The following is a 17818-nucleotide window of genomic DNA, read 5'->3' on the forward strand; positions in this document are numbered from 1 at the left end:
GGACAGCGGAAGGTGACAGCGTCAGTCGTGACCCGCACGCGCCGGCGGCGGTGCGTGAAGCGGTGGCACGCGCGCTGGAGATGGCGCCGCAGGAGCTGGACGACGATCGAGATCTCTTCGAACTCGGTCTCGACTCACTGATGTTGATGTCCCTGGTCGGCGCCTGGCGACGCGGGGGCAGCGCGGTCACCTTCCAGGACCTCACGCGCACTCCGACGCTGGGTGCCTGGACGGCCCTGCTCGGGCAGCGACGGGATGGCGGCGCACCCGCCACCGCGCACCCTGCCCCGCTCGACGCCCCGCCCGCGCCGCACTCCGCCCTGCCTGCGCTGCTCGACGCCTCGCCCGCGCCGCTCGACGCGGCGTCGGCCGAAGCGGAGCCGGACTCTTTCCCGCTGGCCACGATGCAGCACGCCTACTGGATCGGACGCCAGGACGGGCAGCCTCTCGGCGGCGTCGCCGCGCACTTCTATGTCGAACTCGACGGCCATGACGTCGATCCGGCCCGTCTCGACACCGCCCTGCGGGCCCTCGTACAGCGGCACGGCATGCTGAGGGCCGTCTTCGACGAGGAGGGCCGCCAGCGCTTCGGCGCTTCGGGCTTGCCGCTCACCGTCCACGATCTGCGTGAACGCACCCCCGACGAGGCCGAGTCCCAGCTGGAGCTGCTGCGCGAGCGCAACACGCACGCCCGCCCGGACATCACCGCCGGCGAGGTCTTCCGCGCGGCGCTGTGCCTGCTGCCCGACGGCAGGACCCGGCTGCAGATCGACCTGGACATGATGGCGGGGGACGCGCTGAGCCTGCGGGTCCTCCTCTCCGACCTGCGCCGCTTCTACGAGTGTCCCGACGAACCGCCGCGCGAACTCGACCTCGACTACCGCCGGTACCTCGCGGAGCACGACGTCCGGCGAAGGGCGGAACGCGAGCAGCACGCCGCCTGGTGGCGGGAGCGCCTGCCGGAGCTGCCACGCGCCCCACGGCTCCCGACCACCGTCGACCCGCTCACACCGGTCGGCGCGGGCGACAGTACGCTGACCCACTCCCGCCGACTGCACCACTGGCTGGGCCCCGCGGACAAGGCGGCGCTGATCGGTGCCGCCCGTCGGCACGGCATCACCCCCGTCCGCCCTCGCCACCGCCTTCGCCGAGGTCGTCGCCGCCTGGAGCGACAGCCGGCGCTTCCTCCTCAACCTCCCGCTGTTCGACCGGGAGATGTTCACCCCCGACGTCGCCCACCTGGTGGGGGACTTCAGCAGTTCGGTACTGCTCGACGCGGACATGAGCGCGTCCCTTCCGTTCTCCCGGCAGGCCCGTGGCCTCCAGGAACGCCTCCAGGAAGGCATCTCCCACGGCGCGTACGGCGGCGTCGAGGTGCTGCGCGACCTCGCTCGCGTCGAGGGAACCCCGGTACTGGCCCCCGTCGTCTACACCAGCGCCATCGGACTGGGCGAGATCTTCGAGCAGGATGTCCAGAAGTCCTTCGGCCGCCCCTCCTGGATCATCTCCCAGGGCCCACAGGTCCACCTGGACGCCCAGGTCACCGAACTCGACGGCGGTCTCCTGCTCAACTGGGACGTGCGGGACGGCGTGTTCGAGGCCGGAGTGCCGGACGCCGCGTTCGACGCCTACCGCCGCCTCATCACCCGCCTGGTGACGGACCCCGACGCCTGGGCCCGGCAGGTGGACGGCCTGCTCGCACCCGAGGTCCTGCCCCGGCGCGCGGTGGCGGCCCTGCCCCCCACCCCCGTCCCGGACCGCGCCCTGCACACCGCCTTCTTCCGGCTCGCCGAGACCGAACCGGGCCGTACCGCGGTCGTCCGCACCACCGGGGACACGCTCACCTACGGCGAACTCGCCCGCGCGGCACGCCGGGTCGCCGCGCTGCTACGCGACCACGGCGTGCGGGAGGGCGACACCGTCGCGGTGACCCTGCCCAAGGGCGCCGACCAGATCACCGCGGTCCTCGGCATCCTGGCCGCTGGTGCGGCCTACGCCCCCGTCGGCGTGGAACAGCCCACCGTGCGCCGGGAACGCATCCACTCCGTGGCCGGCGCGTCCGCCGTGCTCACCGACCGGGACCACGCCCATCTCTGCACGGACGTCTCCTCGGCCCCGGTGCTGCTGCTGGAGAACGCGTCGGCGGCGGAGCCCGCACCGGTCCTCCAGCCGGATCCCGAGCTGCCCGCCTATGTGCTGTTCACCTCCGGCTCGACGGGACTGCCCAAGGGCGTGGAGGTGCCGCACCGGGCGGTCGTCAACACCGTCGAGGCGATGGCGGAGCACCTGGGACTCGGCCCCTCGGACCGTACTCTCGCGATCTCCGCGCTGGACTTCGACCTCGCGACCTGGGACATCTTCACCCCGCTGTCGCTCGGCGGCCAGGTGGTCGCCGTGGGACAGGAGCACCGCAGGGACGCCCACCACTGGGCACGGCTGGTGCGGACGCACGGGGTGACGCTGGTGCAGTGCGTGCCCGCCCTGCTGGACCTGCTGATGGCCGCGGCGGAGGACGAGGGCCTCGGAGACTCCCTGTGCATGGTGCTGCTCGGCGGCGACTGGGTCGGCCTCGACCAGCCCCGCAGGCTGCGCTCCCTGGTGCCCGGCTGCCGTTTCGTGGCACTCGGCGGTATGACGGAGGCCGCGGTCCACTCCACGGTGTTCGAGGTGGCGGAGACCGACCCGGCCTGGAAGTCCGTCCCCTACGGCGTGCCGCTGCGCAATATGCGGGCCCGGGTCGTGGACGGACGGGGCCGCGACTGCCCCGATCTCGTCCCCGGAGAGCTGTGGATCGGCGGCCCCGGTGTGGCGAACGGCTACCGTGCGGACCCCGAGCGCACGGCGGAACGTTTCGTCGACTACGACGGTGAGCGGTGGTACCGCAGCGGCGACCTGGCCCGCTACCGGCCCGACGGGGTGCTGGAGTTCCTCGGCCGCGCCGACCACCAGGTGAAGATCGGCGGTCACCGTATCGAACTGGGCGAGGTGGAGGCCGCCCTGGAGGACGACCCCGCCGTGCTGCACGCGGTCGCCACCGTCCTCGACACGCCGGTGCGTCACCTCGCCGCGGCCGTGTCCGCCGGTGCAGAGGCGCCCGACCCGGACGAGGTCCGCCTCGGGGCCGCGGAACGACTGCCCTCCTATATGGTCCCCGAGCGCGTTCTCGTCCTGCGTGAGTTGCCGTTGACCACCAACGGCAAGCTCGACCGGGCCGCCGTCCGCCAGGCGCTGACCGAGGCCGCCGACCAGGACGGACCTCGCACATCGGCGCCGGTCGGTCCGGTGGAGACCGCCGTGGCGGCCGAGTGGGCCGAACTGCTCGGTGTGGCCGAGGTGGGACGCGAGAGCAGCTTCTTCCTGCTGGGCGGCGACTCGCTGGTCGCGACGCGCCTGATCGGCCGACTGCGCGGCGCCGGCTTCCCGGGCGCCCGCGTGGCCGATCTCTTCGCCCGCCCCCTGCTCCAGCACTTCTGCGAGACGCTGCACCCCGCGACGGTCGCCGACGACGAGCCGGCACCGCCCATCGCTCCCGTCCTCGTGCCCGACCCGGACAGGGCCCATGAGCCCTTCCCGCTGACGGACGTCCAGGCCGCCTACCACACCGGCCGCGACCCCCGTTTCACCCTCGGCGGCGTCGGGACCTGGCACTACACGGAGTTCGACGGCACGGACGTCGACCTCGACCGGCTGGAACGTGCCTGGAACACCCTCGTCCGGCGGCACGGGATGCTCCGCGCGGTCGTCGAGAACGGACAGCAGCGCGTGCTGCCCGACGTACCGGCGTTGCGCATCCCGGTGGAGGACGTCCGAGCCGATGACGCGGCCGAGGCCCTGGCCGGCCTGCGCGCCCGCCTGTCCCACCAGGCTCGCGACCCTGCGCGCTGGCCGCTCTTCGCGGTCGAGGCGGTGCGCTACCGCGAGGACGAGGGCGCCGGGGAGAACGACGGCGAGATACGGACCCGTATCGGCGTCGGCCTGGACTACCTCGTGCTCGACGCGCTCTCCATCACCACGCTGTACGCCGAACTGAACGCGCTCTACGCCGACCCGGACGCCGAACTACCGCCCGTGGACGTGTCGTTCCGCGACTATCTGACCCGCCTCCCGGTGGACCCGGAGTCGGTGGCGCGGGCCCGCGCCCACTGGGGGGCCCGGCTGTCCGAGCTGCCGCCCCCTCCCGCCCTGCCCTTCGAGCGGGACCCGGGGACGCTCGACACACCCGTCTTCACGCGGCGTCGGCTGTCCCTGCCCGCAGCGGACTGGCAGGTCGTCAAGCGGGGCGCGGCCCGGCACGGCCTGACACCCTCCACCGTTCTGCTGGCCCTGTACGCGGAGGTCCTGGCGGCCTGGAGCGGAACCGACGCCGTGACCGTCACGCTCACCCTCTTCAACCGGCGTGACGTCCACCCCCATATCCACCGGGTGCTGGGCGACTTCACCTCCCTGTCCCTGGCGGGTCACCGGCGCGAGGGGACGTCCTGGACGGCGGCGGCCGTCGCGCTGCAACGCCGTCAGGCGGAGGACCTCGACCACGCCGATGTGCCGATCGACTGGCTGCTGCGGGAGTTCGGCCGTCGCACCGGCACGGTGGACGCCGCCGCACCCGTGGTGTTCACCAGCGCCATCGGCGTCGGTGACGCCACGCTGGCGGCACCGGACACCGGCTTCCCCGCCAAGGTCTGGGGCATCTCCCAGTCCCCGCAGGTCTGCCTGGACAACCAGGTCACCGAGGAGTCCGGGAATCTGATCGTCACCTGGGACGCCGTCGAGGAACTGTTCGCCGAGGGCGTGCTGGACGCGATGTTCGGTGCCTACGAACGGCTGCTGAGGCACCTCGTCGCCGGTGACTGGGAGGCCCCGCTCCCCGATCTGCCGCCCGCCTCCCAGTACCGACGGCGGGCCGCCGCGGCACACGAGTCCGCCCTGGAACCGGTGGCGCCGCGCCCGCTGCACGAGGCGTTCTTCAGCCACGCGACGGCCGCCCCCGACCGCACCGCCCTCGTCACGACGGCAGGGGAGGAGGTGACCTACGGAACCCTCGCCGAACAGGCGCTGCGCACCGCCGCCGCGCTCGGGGACGCGGGCGTGCGGCCCGGCGACCTGGTCGCGGTCACCCTGCCCAAGGGACCGGAACAGATCGCGGCGGTCCTCGGCGTCCTCGCGGCCGGCGCCGCCTATGTCCCGCTGAGCCTCGAACAGCCCGCCGCACGGCTGGAGCGGGTGCACGCCACCGCCGGCTTCCCCGTCGTCGTGGGGAGCTGGCCCGCCCCGGAACGAAACGGCCCCCGCACCCTGTCCTTCGCGGACACGCAGGGCCGCGAGCCGCTGCCCGCCCCGTGCGGAACGGCCCCCCAGGCGCTCGCCTACGTGATCTTCACCTCGGGTTCCACGGGCACACCCAAGGGCGTCGAGATCTCCCACGCCGCCGCCTGGAACACGATCGCGGACATCAACGCCCGGCACGGCATCACCGGGGACGACCGTGTCTTCGCCCTGTCGGCACTGGACTTCGACCTGTCCGTGTACGACGTCTTCGGCCTGCTCGCCGCGGGCGGCTCCGTTCTGCTGCCCACCGAGGACCAGCGCCGGGAACCGGCCCGCTGGCCGAGTCTGCTGGACCGGTACGGAGTGACCGTCTGGAACACCGTCCCCGCCCTGCTCGACCTGCTGCTCGACGCCGATGAACAAGAAGGACGCGAAGGCGGCCGGATCGAACGGCTGCGGACCGCGCTGGTCTCCGGCGACTGGATCGGTCTCGACCTGCCCGCCCGGCTGCGGGCCCGGACCGCGGGCCGCTGCGCCTTCGTCGCCATGGGCGGAGCCACGGAAGCCGCCATCTGGTCCAACACCCTCACCGTCACCGAGCTGGACCCCGGCTGGGTGTCCATCCCCTACGGACGCCCCCTGACCGGGCAGCACTACCGAGTGGTCGACCGCGACGGCCGGGACTGCCCCGACTGGACGCCCGGCGAACTGTGGATCGGCGGCGAAGGGCTGGCCCGCGGCTATCTGGCCGACCCGGTCCGCACCGCCGAGAAGTTCGTCGAACACGGCGGACGACGCTGGTACCGGACGGGTGACCTGGGCCGGTTCCGGGGCGACGGACTGCTGGAGTTCCTCGGCCGGCTCGACAGCCAGCTGAAGATCGCCGGTCACCGGATCGAGGCCGGTGAGATCGAGGCCGCGCTGGAGACGCACCCGGCCGTCGCCCGGGCCGCCGTCGTGGCTGTGGGGGAGCGCACCGCCAAGCGCCTGGTCGCCTTCGCCGTACCGCAGGAGCCCACCACAGTCGGCGCACCCGCCGACGAGCCGGATTCCGTCACGCCCGCCGAGAACGCCGGACTCACCGAAGAACTCTTCGGCCTGCTGTCGGAGCGGGTGCCGGTCTACGCCGTCCCGTCCCGCATCCTGCTGCTGCCCGCCCTGCCCCTCACCGCGAACGGCAAGGTCGACCGGGGAGCCCTGGCCGGCCTGGCGGGACCGGAGACGGCGCCCGCCGGTGCCGAGCCGCCACGGGGCGAGACCGAGACGGCCCTCGCCGGGCTCTGGCACGAGTATCTGCCGCACTGGGCGCCCGACCGCAACGCCAACTTCTTCACCGTCGGCGGCGACAGCCTCACCGCGCTGCGCCTGCTCACCGCGATCGAGCGCCGCCTCGGGGCCACCGTGCCCGTCCGCCGCTTCTTCGCCGCACCGACCGTCGCCGCCCTCGCCGCGGACGTCACCCGAACACTCGCGGCCCACGAGACCGCCTACGAGACCGGAGAGCTGTGAACATCGCTGAACTGCTGGCCCGCTACGCCGACGACGGCGTGGTGCTGTGGGCCCAGGACGGACAACTGCGTTTCCGGGCCCCCCAGGGCCGGCTCACCGACACGCACCGGGCCGAACTGCGCACACACAAGGAAGCCATCCTCCGTCACCTGGAGGCCGGGCAGCCCGCGCTGCACGCCGACCCCGAGAACCGCCACGAACCCTTCCCGCTGACGGACATCCAGGCCGCCTACCTCATCGGCCGCACCGACGCCTACGCCTACGGGGGCGTCGGCTGCCACGCCTATGTCGAACTGGAATACCCCGACCTGGACGTGGACCGTGTCACCGCCGTGTGGCGCGAGCTGGTCCAGCGGCACGACATGCTCCGCGCCGTCATCCACCACGACGGCTACCAGCAGGTGCTGCCCGACGTGCCCGCCCTCGACGTCCCGGCCGACGACCTGACCGCGCTCCCGGCAGCCGAGGCCGAGGCGGAGGTGGGGCGCACCCGGGCGCGGCTCTCCGCACGCGAGGCGCCCACCGACCAGTGGCCGCTCTTCGAGGTGCGGGTGACCCGGACCGCCGAACGGGCCGTACTCCACCTCGCCTTCGACATGCTCGTCGTCGACCACGCCGGCCTGCGCATCCTGCTCGCCGAGTTCCAGCGGCGCTACGGCGGCGCCGCCCTCTCCGCGGCACCGCGGATCACCTTCCGCGACTACGTCCTGGCCCGCCGCGCCCTCGCCGACACCGACGGCCACGCCCGCGACCGTGCCTACTGGACCGAACGGCTCGACACTCTGCCGCCCGCCCCCGAGCTGCCCCTCGCCGAAGCCTGGGAAGCCGCCGTGAGCGACCCGGGGGAAGCTGACCGCACCCCGGCCCTCGGCGACCCGGTGGCGTTCCGCCGGCGGGAGGTCCTGCTGCCCGCGGCCGACCGGGACCGGCTCACCGAACGGGCCGCGCGGCGCGGGCTCACCGTGTCGACGGCCCTGCTCACGGCGTACGCCGAGACGGTCGGCGCCTGGTCGCGCACCAGCCGGTTCACCCTCAATGTGCCCACCGTCGACCGGCCCGCCCTGCACGAGGACATCGACCGCCTCATCGGTGACTTCACCTCGCTCGAACTGCTCGCCGTCGACCTCGACGCCCCGGCCGCCTTCGCCGAGCGGACCAGGGCCGTGGGGCAGCAGCTCCTCGAAGACCTGGCTCATCCGCTGTTCACCGGCTCGGAGGTGCTCGCCGAGCTCTCCCGGAGGGCCGGCGCCCCGGTGCTGATGCCGGTCGTCTTCACCAGCGCCCTGGGCAGCGGCGCCACCTCCGAGGGCGTACCCCCCGAGGTGACGTACGCCGTGACCCGGACGCCGCAGGTGTGGCTCGACTGCCAGGTCATGCACCGCGGCGAGGCACTGAGCCTGTCCTGGGACATCCGGGAGGGCGCGCTCGGTCACGGCGTGGCCGACGCCATGTTCGAGGCGTACACGGCCCTTGTACGGTCGCTGTCGGCCGAGGGCAAGGCCGGTGAGGCCGCCTGGGACGCACCGGCCCGTATCGCCCTGCCCGAGGCGCAGACGGCCCGCCGTCACGCGGTCAACGCCACCGAGGGGCCCCTGCCGGACGCCCTGCTCCACGAACCCGTACTCGCCCGGGCGCGGGCCACCCCGGACGCGATCGCGGTCCGCACACCCGAACTGGCCTTCACCTACCGGGAGCTGCTCGCCCGTGCGAGCGGTCTCGCCGAGGCGCTGACGGCGTCCGGACTGCGCCCCGGGGAGCCGGTGGCCCTCTGGATGGACAAGGGCTGGGAGCAGGTCGTCGCCGTCCTCGGCACCCTCATGGCGGGCGGCGCCTATCTGCCCGTCGACACGGCCCAGCCGCCGGCCCGCCGGGACACGATCATCGCGGACGCGGGCGTCCGCACGGTCCTCACCCAGTCCTGGCTCGCCGAACTCGAAGACCTCCCGGCGAGTGTGTCGGCCGTCGCCGTGGACTTCGTCGGGGAAGCCACCGCGGACGGTACGACACTCGCCGTCCAGCGGGATCCGGACGACCTCGCCTATGTCATCTACACCTCGGGCTCCACCGGCACGCCCAAGGGCGTGATGATCAGCCACCGGGCCGCCCTCAACACCGTCGAGGACATCAACCGCCGCTTCGCCGTCTCCGAGCGCGACCGTGTCCTCGGCATCGCGGGACTCGGCTTCGACCTGTCCGTCTACGACCTGTTCGGGCCGCTCGCCGTGGGCGCCACCCTGGTCCTGCCCCGGGCCGACCGGCGCGGCGACCCCTCCCACTGGGCCGAACTCGTCCGCGACTTCGGCGTCACGGTGTGGAACTCCGTGCCCGGCCAGCTCCATATGCTGTGCGACTGGCTCCGCTCCGAGCCCCCCACCGAGGACGGCTCGCTGCGGCTCGCGCTGATATCCGGCGACTGGATCCCGGTCGCGCTGCCCGACCAGGCGCGGGAACTCCTGCCGGGGCTCGAGATCATTTCCCTCGGCGGAGCCACCGAGGGTTCCATCTGGTCCATCGCCCACCCGATCGGCGAGGTGGACACCGCCCGCCCCAGCATCCCGTACGGCAAGCCCCTGACCAACCAGACGTTCGCCGTGCTCGACCGGCACCTGCGGCCACGCCCCGAGTGGGTTCCTGGCGAGCTGTACATCGGCGGCGCCGGCGTCGCCCTGGGCTACCTCGGCGACGAGGAACGCACCGCACAGCGGTTCCTCACCGACCCCGTCACCGGAGAGCGGCTCTACCGCACCGGCGACCTCGGGCGATACCTCCCCGACGGGACCATCGAGTTCCTGGGCCGGGAGGACGCCCAGGTCAAGATCCGCGGTTACCGGGTCGAACTCGCCGAGGTGGAGGCCGCCGTACAGGCCCACCCGGCGGTCGCCGCGGGCGCGGTCGTCGTCGACGACTCGGCGGCGGGCGGGCGACGTCTGGCCGCGTTCGTGGAGACGGCACGCAAGGACGGCGGGGCGGCACCCGAAGAGGACGGGACGGCGCGCCGGGACGGCGGTGAGCGTGCCGCGACGAGCCGGGAACAGGCGCGCGCGGCGGCCGCCGACGCCGTACGCGAGGCCTCCGCCGCCGTCGACTCCGCACGGCTCGGGGACTTCCTGGCCGCCCTCGACGAGGTGGCACTCGCCGAGATGACCCGCGTCCTCGCGGCCTCCGGTGTGTTCGACGAGGGCGCGGCACGCACGACGGAGGAGGTGGGCACGGCCCTGCGCGCCACGCCCCGCCACCGGCACATCGTGCGGCGCTGGCTGCGCGCCCTGGCCGCCCGGGACCGGCTCACCCACCAGGACACCGACGACACCTACACCGGTCTCGTACCCGTCCCGGAGCCCGAGAGGGAGCGCGGCTGGCGGACCGCCGCCGGGCTGGAGCAGGAGATCGGGTGGAGCACCGAACTGCTCACCGTCATGCGCACCTGCGCCGAGCGGCTGCCCGAGCTGATCTCCGGGGAGGTGGGCATCCGGGACCTGCTCTTCCCCGGCGCCGCCACGGACGCCGCGGACGCCGCCTACCGGGACAACCTCGCCATCCGGCACCTCAACCGCGCGGTGGTCGCCGCGCTGCGGGAGATCGCCGCGAGCCACACCGGCGAGGAGCGGCTGCGGGTGCTCGAGGTCGGCGGCGGCGTCGGCGGCACCACCGGCGAACTGGTGCCCGTCCTCGCCAAGTACGGGGTCGACTACCTCTTCACCGACGCCTCGGCGTTCTTCCTGAGCGAGGCCCGCGAGCGCTTCGCCGACCACTCCTGGGTCCGCTACCAGCGCTTCGACGTCGACGAGGCCCCCCGGGCCCAGCACCTGCTCCCCAACACCTTCGACGTGGTGGTCTGCGCCAATACCCTGCACGCCGCCGCCGATGCCGACGCCGCTGTGGGCAGGCTCCGGGAGCTGCTGGTACCGGGCGGACAGCTGGTGTTCGTGGAGAACACCCGCGACGAGAACCTCCCGCTGCTGGTCTCCATGGAGTTCCTGGAGGTCTCCGGCCGGGCGTGGACCGATGTACGCGAGCACACCGGCCAGTCCTTCCTCACTCACACCCAGTGGCGTGAACTCCTCGACGCACACGCCGCGTCCGAGGTCACCTCGCTGCCCGACGCCCGGGACGCCCTGGCCCTCACCGGGCAGGAGGTGTTCATCGCCACGATGAAGGACGACCGGCACCATGTGCCGGTGGGCGAGCTGGTCCGCACGGCGGCCAACCGGCTCCCGGAGTACATGCTCCCGTCGGTGTGGCAGGTCGTCGACACCCTGCCCCGCACGGCCAACGGCAAGACCGACCGGGCGCGGCTGCGGACCTGGCTGCCCCGGGAGAGCGCACCGGTCGTGGTGGACGAGCGGCCGAAGGACGACCTGGAGAGCGGCCTCGCCGATCTGTGGTCCGAGCTCCTCGCGGTCGAACGGGTCACCCGCAACGACGACTTCTTCGACCTCGGCGGCGACTCGCTCCTGGTGGCCCGGATGGTGGGCCGGCTCCGCGAACGCGTACCGCAGGCGGCGGACCTGGAGTGGGAGGTCGTCCTGCGCCATATGCTGCGCCGCCCCACGGTCGCCGGTCTCGCCGGGTTCCTGCGCGGCCTGGCCGGCCCGCAGGACGCCGAGACGTCCGGTGCGGTGCGCACGGACCCGGTGATCCATCTGCACGGCGCCCGTTCGGACGACGAGCCGACGACCGTGCTGGTGCACGCCGGAACCGCGACGATCATGCCGTACCGGGCGCTGATCACCGAGATCAGACGCCGCTCGCCGGGCCTCGCCGAGGTCGTCGGCGTGGAGGTCCCGGACCTGGACGGGTTCCTCGCCGCTCCGCCCGAAGGGCTCATCGAGCAGCTGGCGGCCGACTACGCGCGGGCCCTGACGGCGGACGGCCGGAGCCGCTTCCATGTCGTGGGCTACTGCCTGGGCGGTCTGATCGCCACCGAGGTGGCCCGCAATCTGGCCGAGTCCGGGGCAGCGGTGGAGAGCCTCACCGTCATCAGCAGCCACAGCCCCCGCTTCCGGCTGGACGACGAACTGCTCGCCGAGTACTCCTTCGCCGTCATGATGGGCATCGACCCGGCCGAACTCGGCTTCCCCGACGACCAGTACCGGGTGGCCGCGGCGGCCGACGCCGTCCTGGCCGGCAGTCCCGGCGTCCTGCCGGACGGCGGACTCGCCGCGCTGCCCGAGGAGTTCGAGGACGTCGCGAGCTCTTTCCGGCGACTGACCGACGTCCCCCGCGTCACCCGTATCGCCCGGATGTGCGAGGCGGTGCCCGCATCGGCCGGCACCTATGAGCCCGACCATATGACGCGGCTCTTCCTCGCCTTCCGTCAGAGCGTCTTCGCCATCACCCGCTACGACGCCGAACCCTACGCGGGCGACATCACCTTCCTGCGGCACGACGGCGCCTACCCCTTCCCGGGAAGCAAGGACGCCGTCACCGCCTACTGGGAGGAACTCACCCTGGGCGACCTGGACATCGTCGACATCGGCGGCGACCACTACAGCTGCCTCTCGGTCGAGCACGCGCCCGGCATCCTCAAGACCCTCGGCGAGCTGACCGAGGGGGCGATCACCCGATGACCCGGAACACGATGACCCGGAACACGACGACGGGGAACAGGCCCCTCATCGGAGTCCTGGGCGCCTCCGGGGCGGTCGGCCGGGCCGCCGTACGCGAACTGCGCGCCCTCGGCCACACCGGGCTCCGCCTGGGCGGCCGCACCGCGTCGGCGCTGTGCGCGGTCGCCGAGGAGGACCCCGCCGGCCACGACGAGACCGTATGGGCCGACGCCACCGCACCGGACGGCCTGCGCGCCTTCACCGAGGGCTGCGACATCGTGCTCAACTGCGTCGGCCCCACCTACCGGTTGCGCGCCACGGTAGCCTCGGCGGCACTCGCCGCCGGAGCGCACTGCGTCGACGTGGCCGGGGACGACCCGGCCGCCGAGGACCTCCTCCAGGACGGCGATCCGGCCCGCGACGGACGCACCGTCGTCCTGTCGGCGGGAGCCCTGCCCGGCCTGTCCAGTCTGCTGCCCCGCTGGCTCGCAGGTCAGGGCCTGGACAACGCCTCCGCGCTGACCGCGCACTGCGGTGGCCTGGAGAGCTGCTCGCCGACCGTGGCGCGCGACCTCATGCTCTCCCTCACCTCCGGAGGCGCGGACGGCGCGGCCTACGGCGAGGCGCTGGCGGCCGTCCGCGGTGGCCGGCGCGTCCCACGCGCCCTGCGCACGGCCGAGGACACCGAACACGAGGCATTCCCCGGCCGGGTGGCCCTGCAGCCCTATCTCAGCGGGGAGAGCGAACGACTCGCCACCGTCCTCGGCCTCGACCGACTCGACTGGTACAACGTCCACCCCGGGCCCGCCGTGCGCGCGCTGCTCAACCTTCTGCCGGGCCGCCTCGCCGCCGGGGACGACCCGGCCCGGCTGGCGGACCGGCTGATCCTCGCGGCCGACCTCGACCTGGCCGGACGCAGGCCCTACTACGTCATGGACTTCGCGCTGTCGGGCACCGCGTCCGGACAGCCGGCCACGGCGGGACTGACGCTGCGCGCCGCCAGCAGCTACCGGCTCACCGCGGCCGTGGGCGCGCTGGCGGTGGACGCGGTGCTCCGGGCCGAGGTAGCGGCGGGCGTGCACTTCGCCTGCGATGTGCTGGACCCCGACACCGTGGTGCGGCATCTGCGGTCCCAGGGGGTCGCGGACCTCCGGCTCACCGGGGCGGCGGCCGGCGCCGCCCCGGCCGAGCAGGTGGAAGAGGGCGTGCTGTGAGCGCTTCGACACCCTTCCGGGTGCTGGTCTGCGGCACCAACTTCGGCCGTTTCTACGCCGAGGCGGCACGCCGGCGCCCCGGATACGCGCTGGCCGGCATCCTGAGCCGGGGGTCGGCCGCCTCCCGGACGTATGCGCAGAGCCTGGGCGTCCCCTTCCACACGGACGTCGACGACCTCCCGGCCGACATCGACGCCGCCTGTGTGGCGGTGAGTTCCTCCATCTCGGGCGGCCAGGGAACCGAACTGGCCCGGGCACTCATGGATCGCGGCATCCATGTGCTCCAGGAACACCCCGTCCACCTCACCGAGTTGACGGACAACCTCAGACACGCCCGCCGCCGGGGCGTGCAGTACCGCCTCAACACCCACTACCCGCATGTCGCTCCGGTCCGCGCCTTCATCGACGCGGCCCGCCGGCTCGTCGCCCGACAGCGACCGCTGTTCGTGGACGCCGCCACCCCGGTCCATCTGATGCACCCCCTGGTGGACATCCTCGGACAGGCCATGGGCACCCTGCGGCCCTGGCGGCTGGCGGACCCGGCACCACTGCCCGCCGAGATCGGACCGCAGCCGTTCCGCTCCCTGCACGGCATGTTCGCCGGTGTACCCCTCACCCTGCGGGTGCATCACCAGCTCGATCCGTCCGACCGGGACAACCACGCCTTCCACTGGCACCGGATCTCCCTCGGCACGGAAGGCGGGGTGCTCACCCTGGCCGACACCCATGGGCCGGTCCTGTGGAGTCCCCGTCTGCACATCGGACGTGACACCGACCGGCGCTTCGTCCTGGACGGACCGGGCACCGGCCGCCTGGGGCTCGGCACCACGGCCGTCGTCGGAAACACGGGAACCTTCCGCACGGTCTTCTCCGACCTGTGGCCGGAGGCCATCGGGAACGCCCTCGACGGGCTCCGCGAGGCCGTCGAACAAGGGGGCGACGCACTGGGGGCGGGCCAGTACGAGCTGGCCGTGTGCCGCGTCTGGACCGACCTCGCGGCACGGCTCGGCCCGCCCGAGATCGTCCGGCCGGCCGCCCCGCGGCCCCTGGCGGTCAGCGATGTCTTCCCTGTTCCGGAGCAGAGCGGCACCCACACGGACCGCCCCCGCTCCGGCCGGATCCCGGCCGGAGCCCGTCCCGGCACCGGACACCGGCGTGCGGACACGCACCCCGGCAGCGGTACCGGCCCGGTCCGGGGCCGGACGGTCACCGCTCCCGGGACGGTCACCGCCCCCGGGCCGGTCACGGCCGGCTCCGTGGGCACCCCGTCCGATCCGGCCGCACCCGACCAGGCTCCGCCCGGTTCCGTGGACCCCTCGTCCTACACCCCGTCGGCGGAGTTCTTCGACCTCGTCGCCGCCGAGCACACCGCGACCGCGAGCGTGCCCGCGATCGCCGCGCTCCTGGCCGGTGCCGACCTCGGCACCGGGCCGGTGGTCGACATCGGCGCCGGCACCGGACTGGTGACCGAGGCGGTCGCCCGGGCCCGGCCGGACGCGGAGATCCTCGCCTGTGAACCGGCCGTCGGGATGCGCGCCGTGCTCACCAGCCGGGTGTTCAGCGATCCGGACCTGCGTTCCCGGGTCACCGTGACCGCGGACGCCGCCCCCGACCTGGACCTCCCGGACCAGATCAGCGTGGTGCTGCTCTGCGGGGTCCTCGGCCATCTCGACGCGGACGGACGGGCCCGGCTGTGGCGGCGGTTGTCCCGGAGGCTGGCCCCCGGCGGGTTCGTGGTGATCGAACTCATGCAGTTCGAGGAGCCGTTGACCCTCCCCGAGACCAGGCTCGCCACCGCCACCGCCGGACGGCACCGCTACGAGTGGTCGTTCGGCGGAGCACCGGACGAGACGGAGGACGGCGTGATGCGCCTGCACTCCACCTGGCGCGTCTACCGGGACGGCGCCACGCGGGCGGAGCGTGAGGTGCATGACTCCTACCGCTGGGCGCCCTTCGGACTGAAGGACGTGGCGGACGAGTCCGGCATGACCGCACGCGCCCTGCCCACCCGCCCCGGAGCACCCCCGCTGGCCGTACTCACCCGGGCCCCGGACGCGCCGAACGTTTTGGACCTGCCGAACACACGGACCGCGCCGGACACCTCCGACGCCCCGCACACCGCCACCCCCCTTGTCCCTTCCCCCACCGACCACTGAGGACCACCCATGAGAACCCCTGTCTCCCCGACAGCCTCCGACACGCCCGACGAGCCCACCACGGATGCCGTGCCGGGCCCCGCCGCCGGGCGCCGGGACTTCCCGATCCGGCGTGGCTGCCCCTTCGCCGCACCCGCGGAGTACGACGCGATGCGCACCGACGACCCGGTCGCCCGTGTCACCCTGCCGACCAAGCGGGAGGCCTGGGTGGTGACCCGCTACGACGACGTACGCGAACTGCTCTCCGACCCGCGCGTCAGCGCCGACATCCGCCGCCCCAACTTCCCCGCGCTCGGCGAGGGCGAACAGGAGGCCGGGGCCAGGTTCCGGCCCTTCATCCGCACCGACGCCCCTGAGCACACCCGGTACCGGCGGATGCTCCTGCCGGTGTTCACGGTGCGCCAGGTCCGGGCGATGCGGCCCGCCGTGCAGGCACGGGTGGACGAGATCCTGGACGGCATGCTGGCCGCCGGCGGTCCGGTGGACTTCGTCTCCGCCTACGCCAACGCCGTCTCCACCTCGGTGATCTGTGAACTGCTCGGCATCCCCCGGGAGAACCTGGAGTTCTTCCGGGACGTCACCCGGATCTCCGGTTCGCGCCACAGCACCGCCGAACAGGTCTCCGGGGCGCTCGGCGGCCTCTTCGGGCTGCTCGCCGAGCTGGTCGCCGAGCGGCGGGAGGAACCGCGTGACGACCTGATCTCCAAGCTCGTCACCGAGCATCTGGCGACCGGCAATGTGACGATGGACCAGCTGCTCTCCACCCTCGGCATCACCATCAACGCCGGCCGCGAGACCACCACCAGCATGATCGCTCTGAGCACCCTGCTGCTCCTCGAACGGCCGGAGCTGATGGCGGAGTTGCGCGGCGACATCGCGCTGATGCCCGCCGCCGTCGACGAACTGCTGCGCGTCCTGTCCGTCGCCGACTCCATTCCGCTGCGCGTGGCCGCCGAGGACATCGAGCTGTCCGGCCGGACCGTCCCCGCCGACGACGGTGTCATCGCCCTGCTCGCCGGGGCCAACCACGACCCCGAGCAGTTCGACCACCCGGAGCGGGTCGACTTCCACCGGACCGACAACCACCATGTCGCCTTCGGTTACGGAGTGCACCAGTGCATCGGGCAGCACCTGGCGCGGCTGGAGCTGGAGGTCGCCCTGGAGACGCTCATCCGCCGCGTCCCCACCCTCCGCCTCGCGGGGGACCGCGACCAGATCGTGGTCAAGCACGACTCGGCCACCTTCGGCCTCGAAGAACTGATGGTGACCTGGTGACCGCCTCGCCGAGCGCCTCCGCGCGTGCCGCCCGTGCGGACAGCCCGTGGATCAGGCGGTGGAACGACGGGGCCGCGTCCCGGCTCACGCTGATCTGCCTGCCCCACGCGGGCGGCAGCGCGGGCTTCTACCGACCCTGGGCTGCCCTGATGCCACCCGAGGCGGAACTCCTCGGCATCCAGTACCCGGGCCGTGAGGACCGCCTCGAGGAACCGGAGGTCGCCGACATGGGCGAGCTGGTGACCGCGGTGGCGGACGCCGTGCTGCCGCTGCTGGACCGGCCGTACGCCCTCTTCGGGCACAGCATGGGCTCCGCCGTCGCCTGGGAACTCGCCCACGAGCTGGACCGCCGCGGAGCACCGGCCCCGCGCCGGCTCTTCGCCTCGGGCCGGGCCGCCCCCGGCACGGCGGTGACCGGGCAGCTGCACCGCCAGGACGACGACGTACTGGGCGCGGAGCTGGGCCGGCTCGGCGGCACCAGCCGTGAGGTCCTCGACGACCCCGGGCTGCGCGCCATGATCCTCGGCACCGTACGCCACGACTACCGGATCATCGAGACATACCGGCCCGCCCCCCGGCCGCCGCTGTCCTGTCCCATCCATGTGCTGACCGGCAGCGCCGACCCGGAACTCGGCGCGGATCGCTGCCGCGACCGGGCCGGCGGCTGGGCGGATCTCACCACCGCCCGTACCGAGGTACGTGTCTTCCCCGGTGACCACTTCTATCTCACCCCGCGACGCCACGAGGTGGTCGCCACCGTGCTGCGCAGGATGGACCCCTCGCTGACCACGGGCGCACGCACCTGGCCGAGCACCCCATGAGCCGCCCCCGCCCGACCGCCCCCGCCTGG

5 protein-coding genes and 1 pseudogene are annotated in these 17818 nt (G+C 73.4%); all 6 read left to right on the top strand.

Annotation, left to right across the window (positions count from 1 at the left end):
• Positions 1-50: 50 nt before the first annotated feature.
• Positions 51-6774, top strand: a pseudogene (locus CP978_RS29910) (amino acid adenylation domain-containing protein).
• Positions 6771-12344, top strand: a complete 5574-nt coding sequence (locus CP978_RS29915) for a non-ribosomal peptide synthetase (RefSeq protein WP_043445999.1) — start codon at positions 6771-6773, stop codon at positions 12342-12344. The pseudogene CP978_RS29910 and the gene CP978_RS29915 overlap by 4 nt, the downstream one beginning before the upstream one ends.
• Positions 12341-13537, top strand: coding sequence for a saccharopine dehydrogenase NADP-binding domain-containing protein (locus tag CP978_RS29920; protein ID WP_227745508.1), 1197 nt, complete (start codon positions 12341-12343; stop codon positions 13535-13537). Before CP978_RS29915 ends, CP978_RS29920 begins: the two co-directional genes overlap by 4 nt.
• Entirely contained in the window at positions 13534-15693 is a 2160-nt protein-coding gene (locus CP978_RS29925; RefSeq protein WP_052454372.1) for a Gfo/Idh/MocA family oxidoreductase, read from the top strand. The genes CP978_RS29920 and CP978_RS29925 overlap by 4 nt, the downstream gene beginning before the upstream one ends.
• Before the next feature lie 9 nt (positions 15694-15702).
• Entirely contained in the window at positions 15703-16968 is a 1266-nt protein-coding gene (locus CP978_RS29930) for a cytochrome P450 (RefSeq protein ID WP_043446001.1), read from the top strand.
• Positions 16965-17789, top strand: a complete 825-nt coding sequence (locus tag CP978_RS29935; RefSeq protein ID WP_376697971.1) for a thioesterase II family protein — start codon at positions 16965-16967, stop codon at positions 17787-17789. Before CP978_RS29930 ends, CP978_RS29935 begins: the two co-directional genes overlap by 4 nt.
• Positions 17790-17818 lie beyond the last annotated feature (29 nt).

The organism is Streptomyces nodosus (assembly GCF_008704995.1).
Taxonomy (GTDB): domain Bacteria; phylum Actinomycetota; class Actinomycetes; order Streptomycetales; family Streptomycetaceae; genus Streptomyces; species Streptomyces nodosus.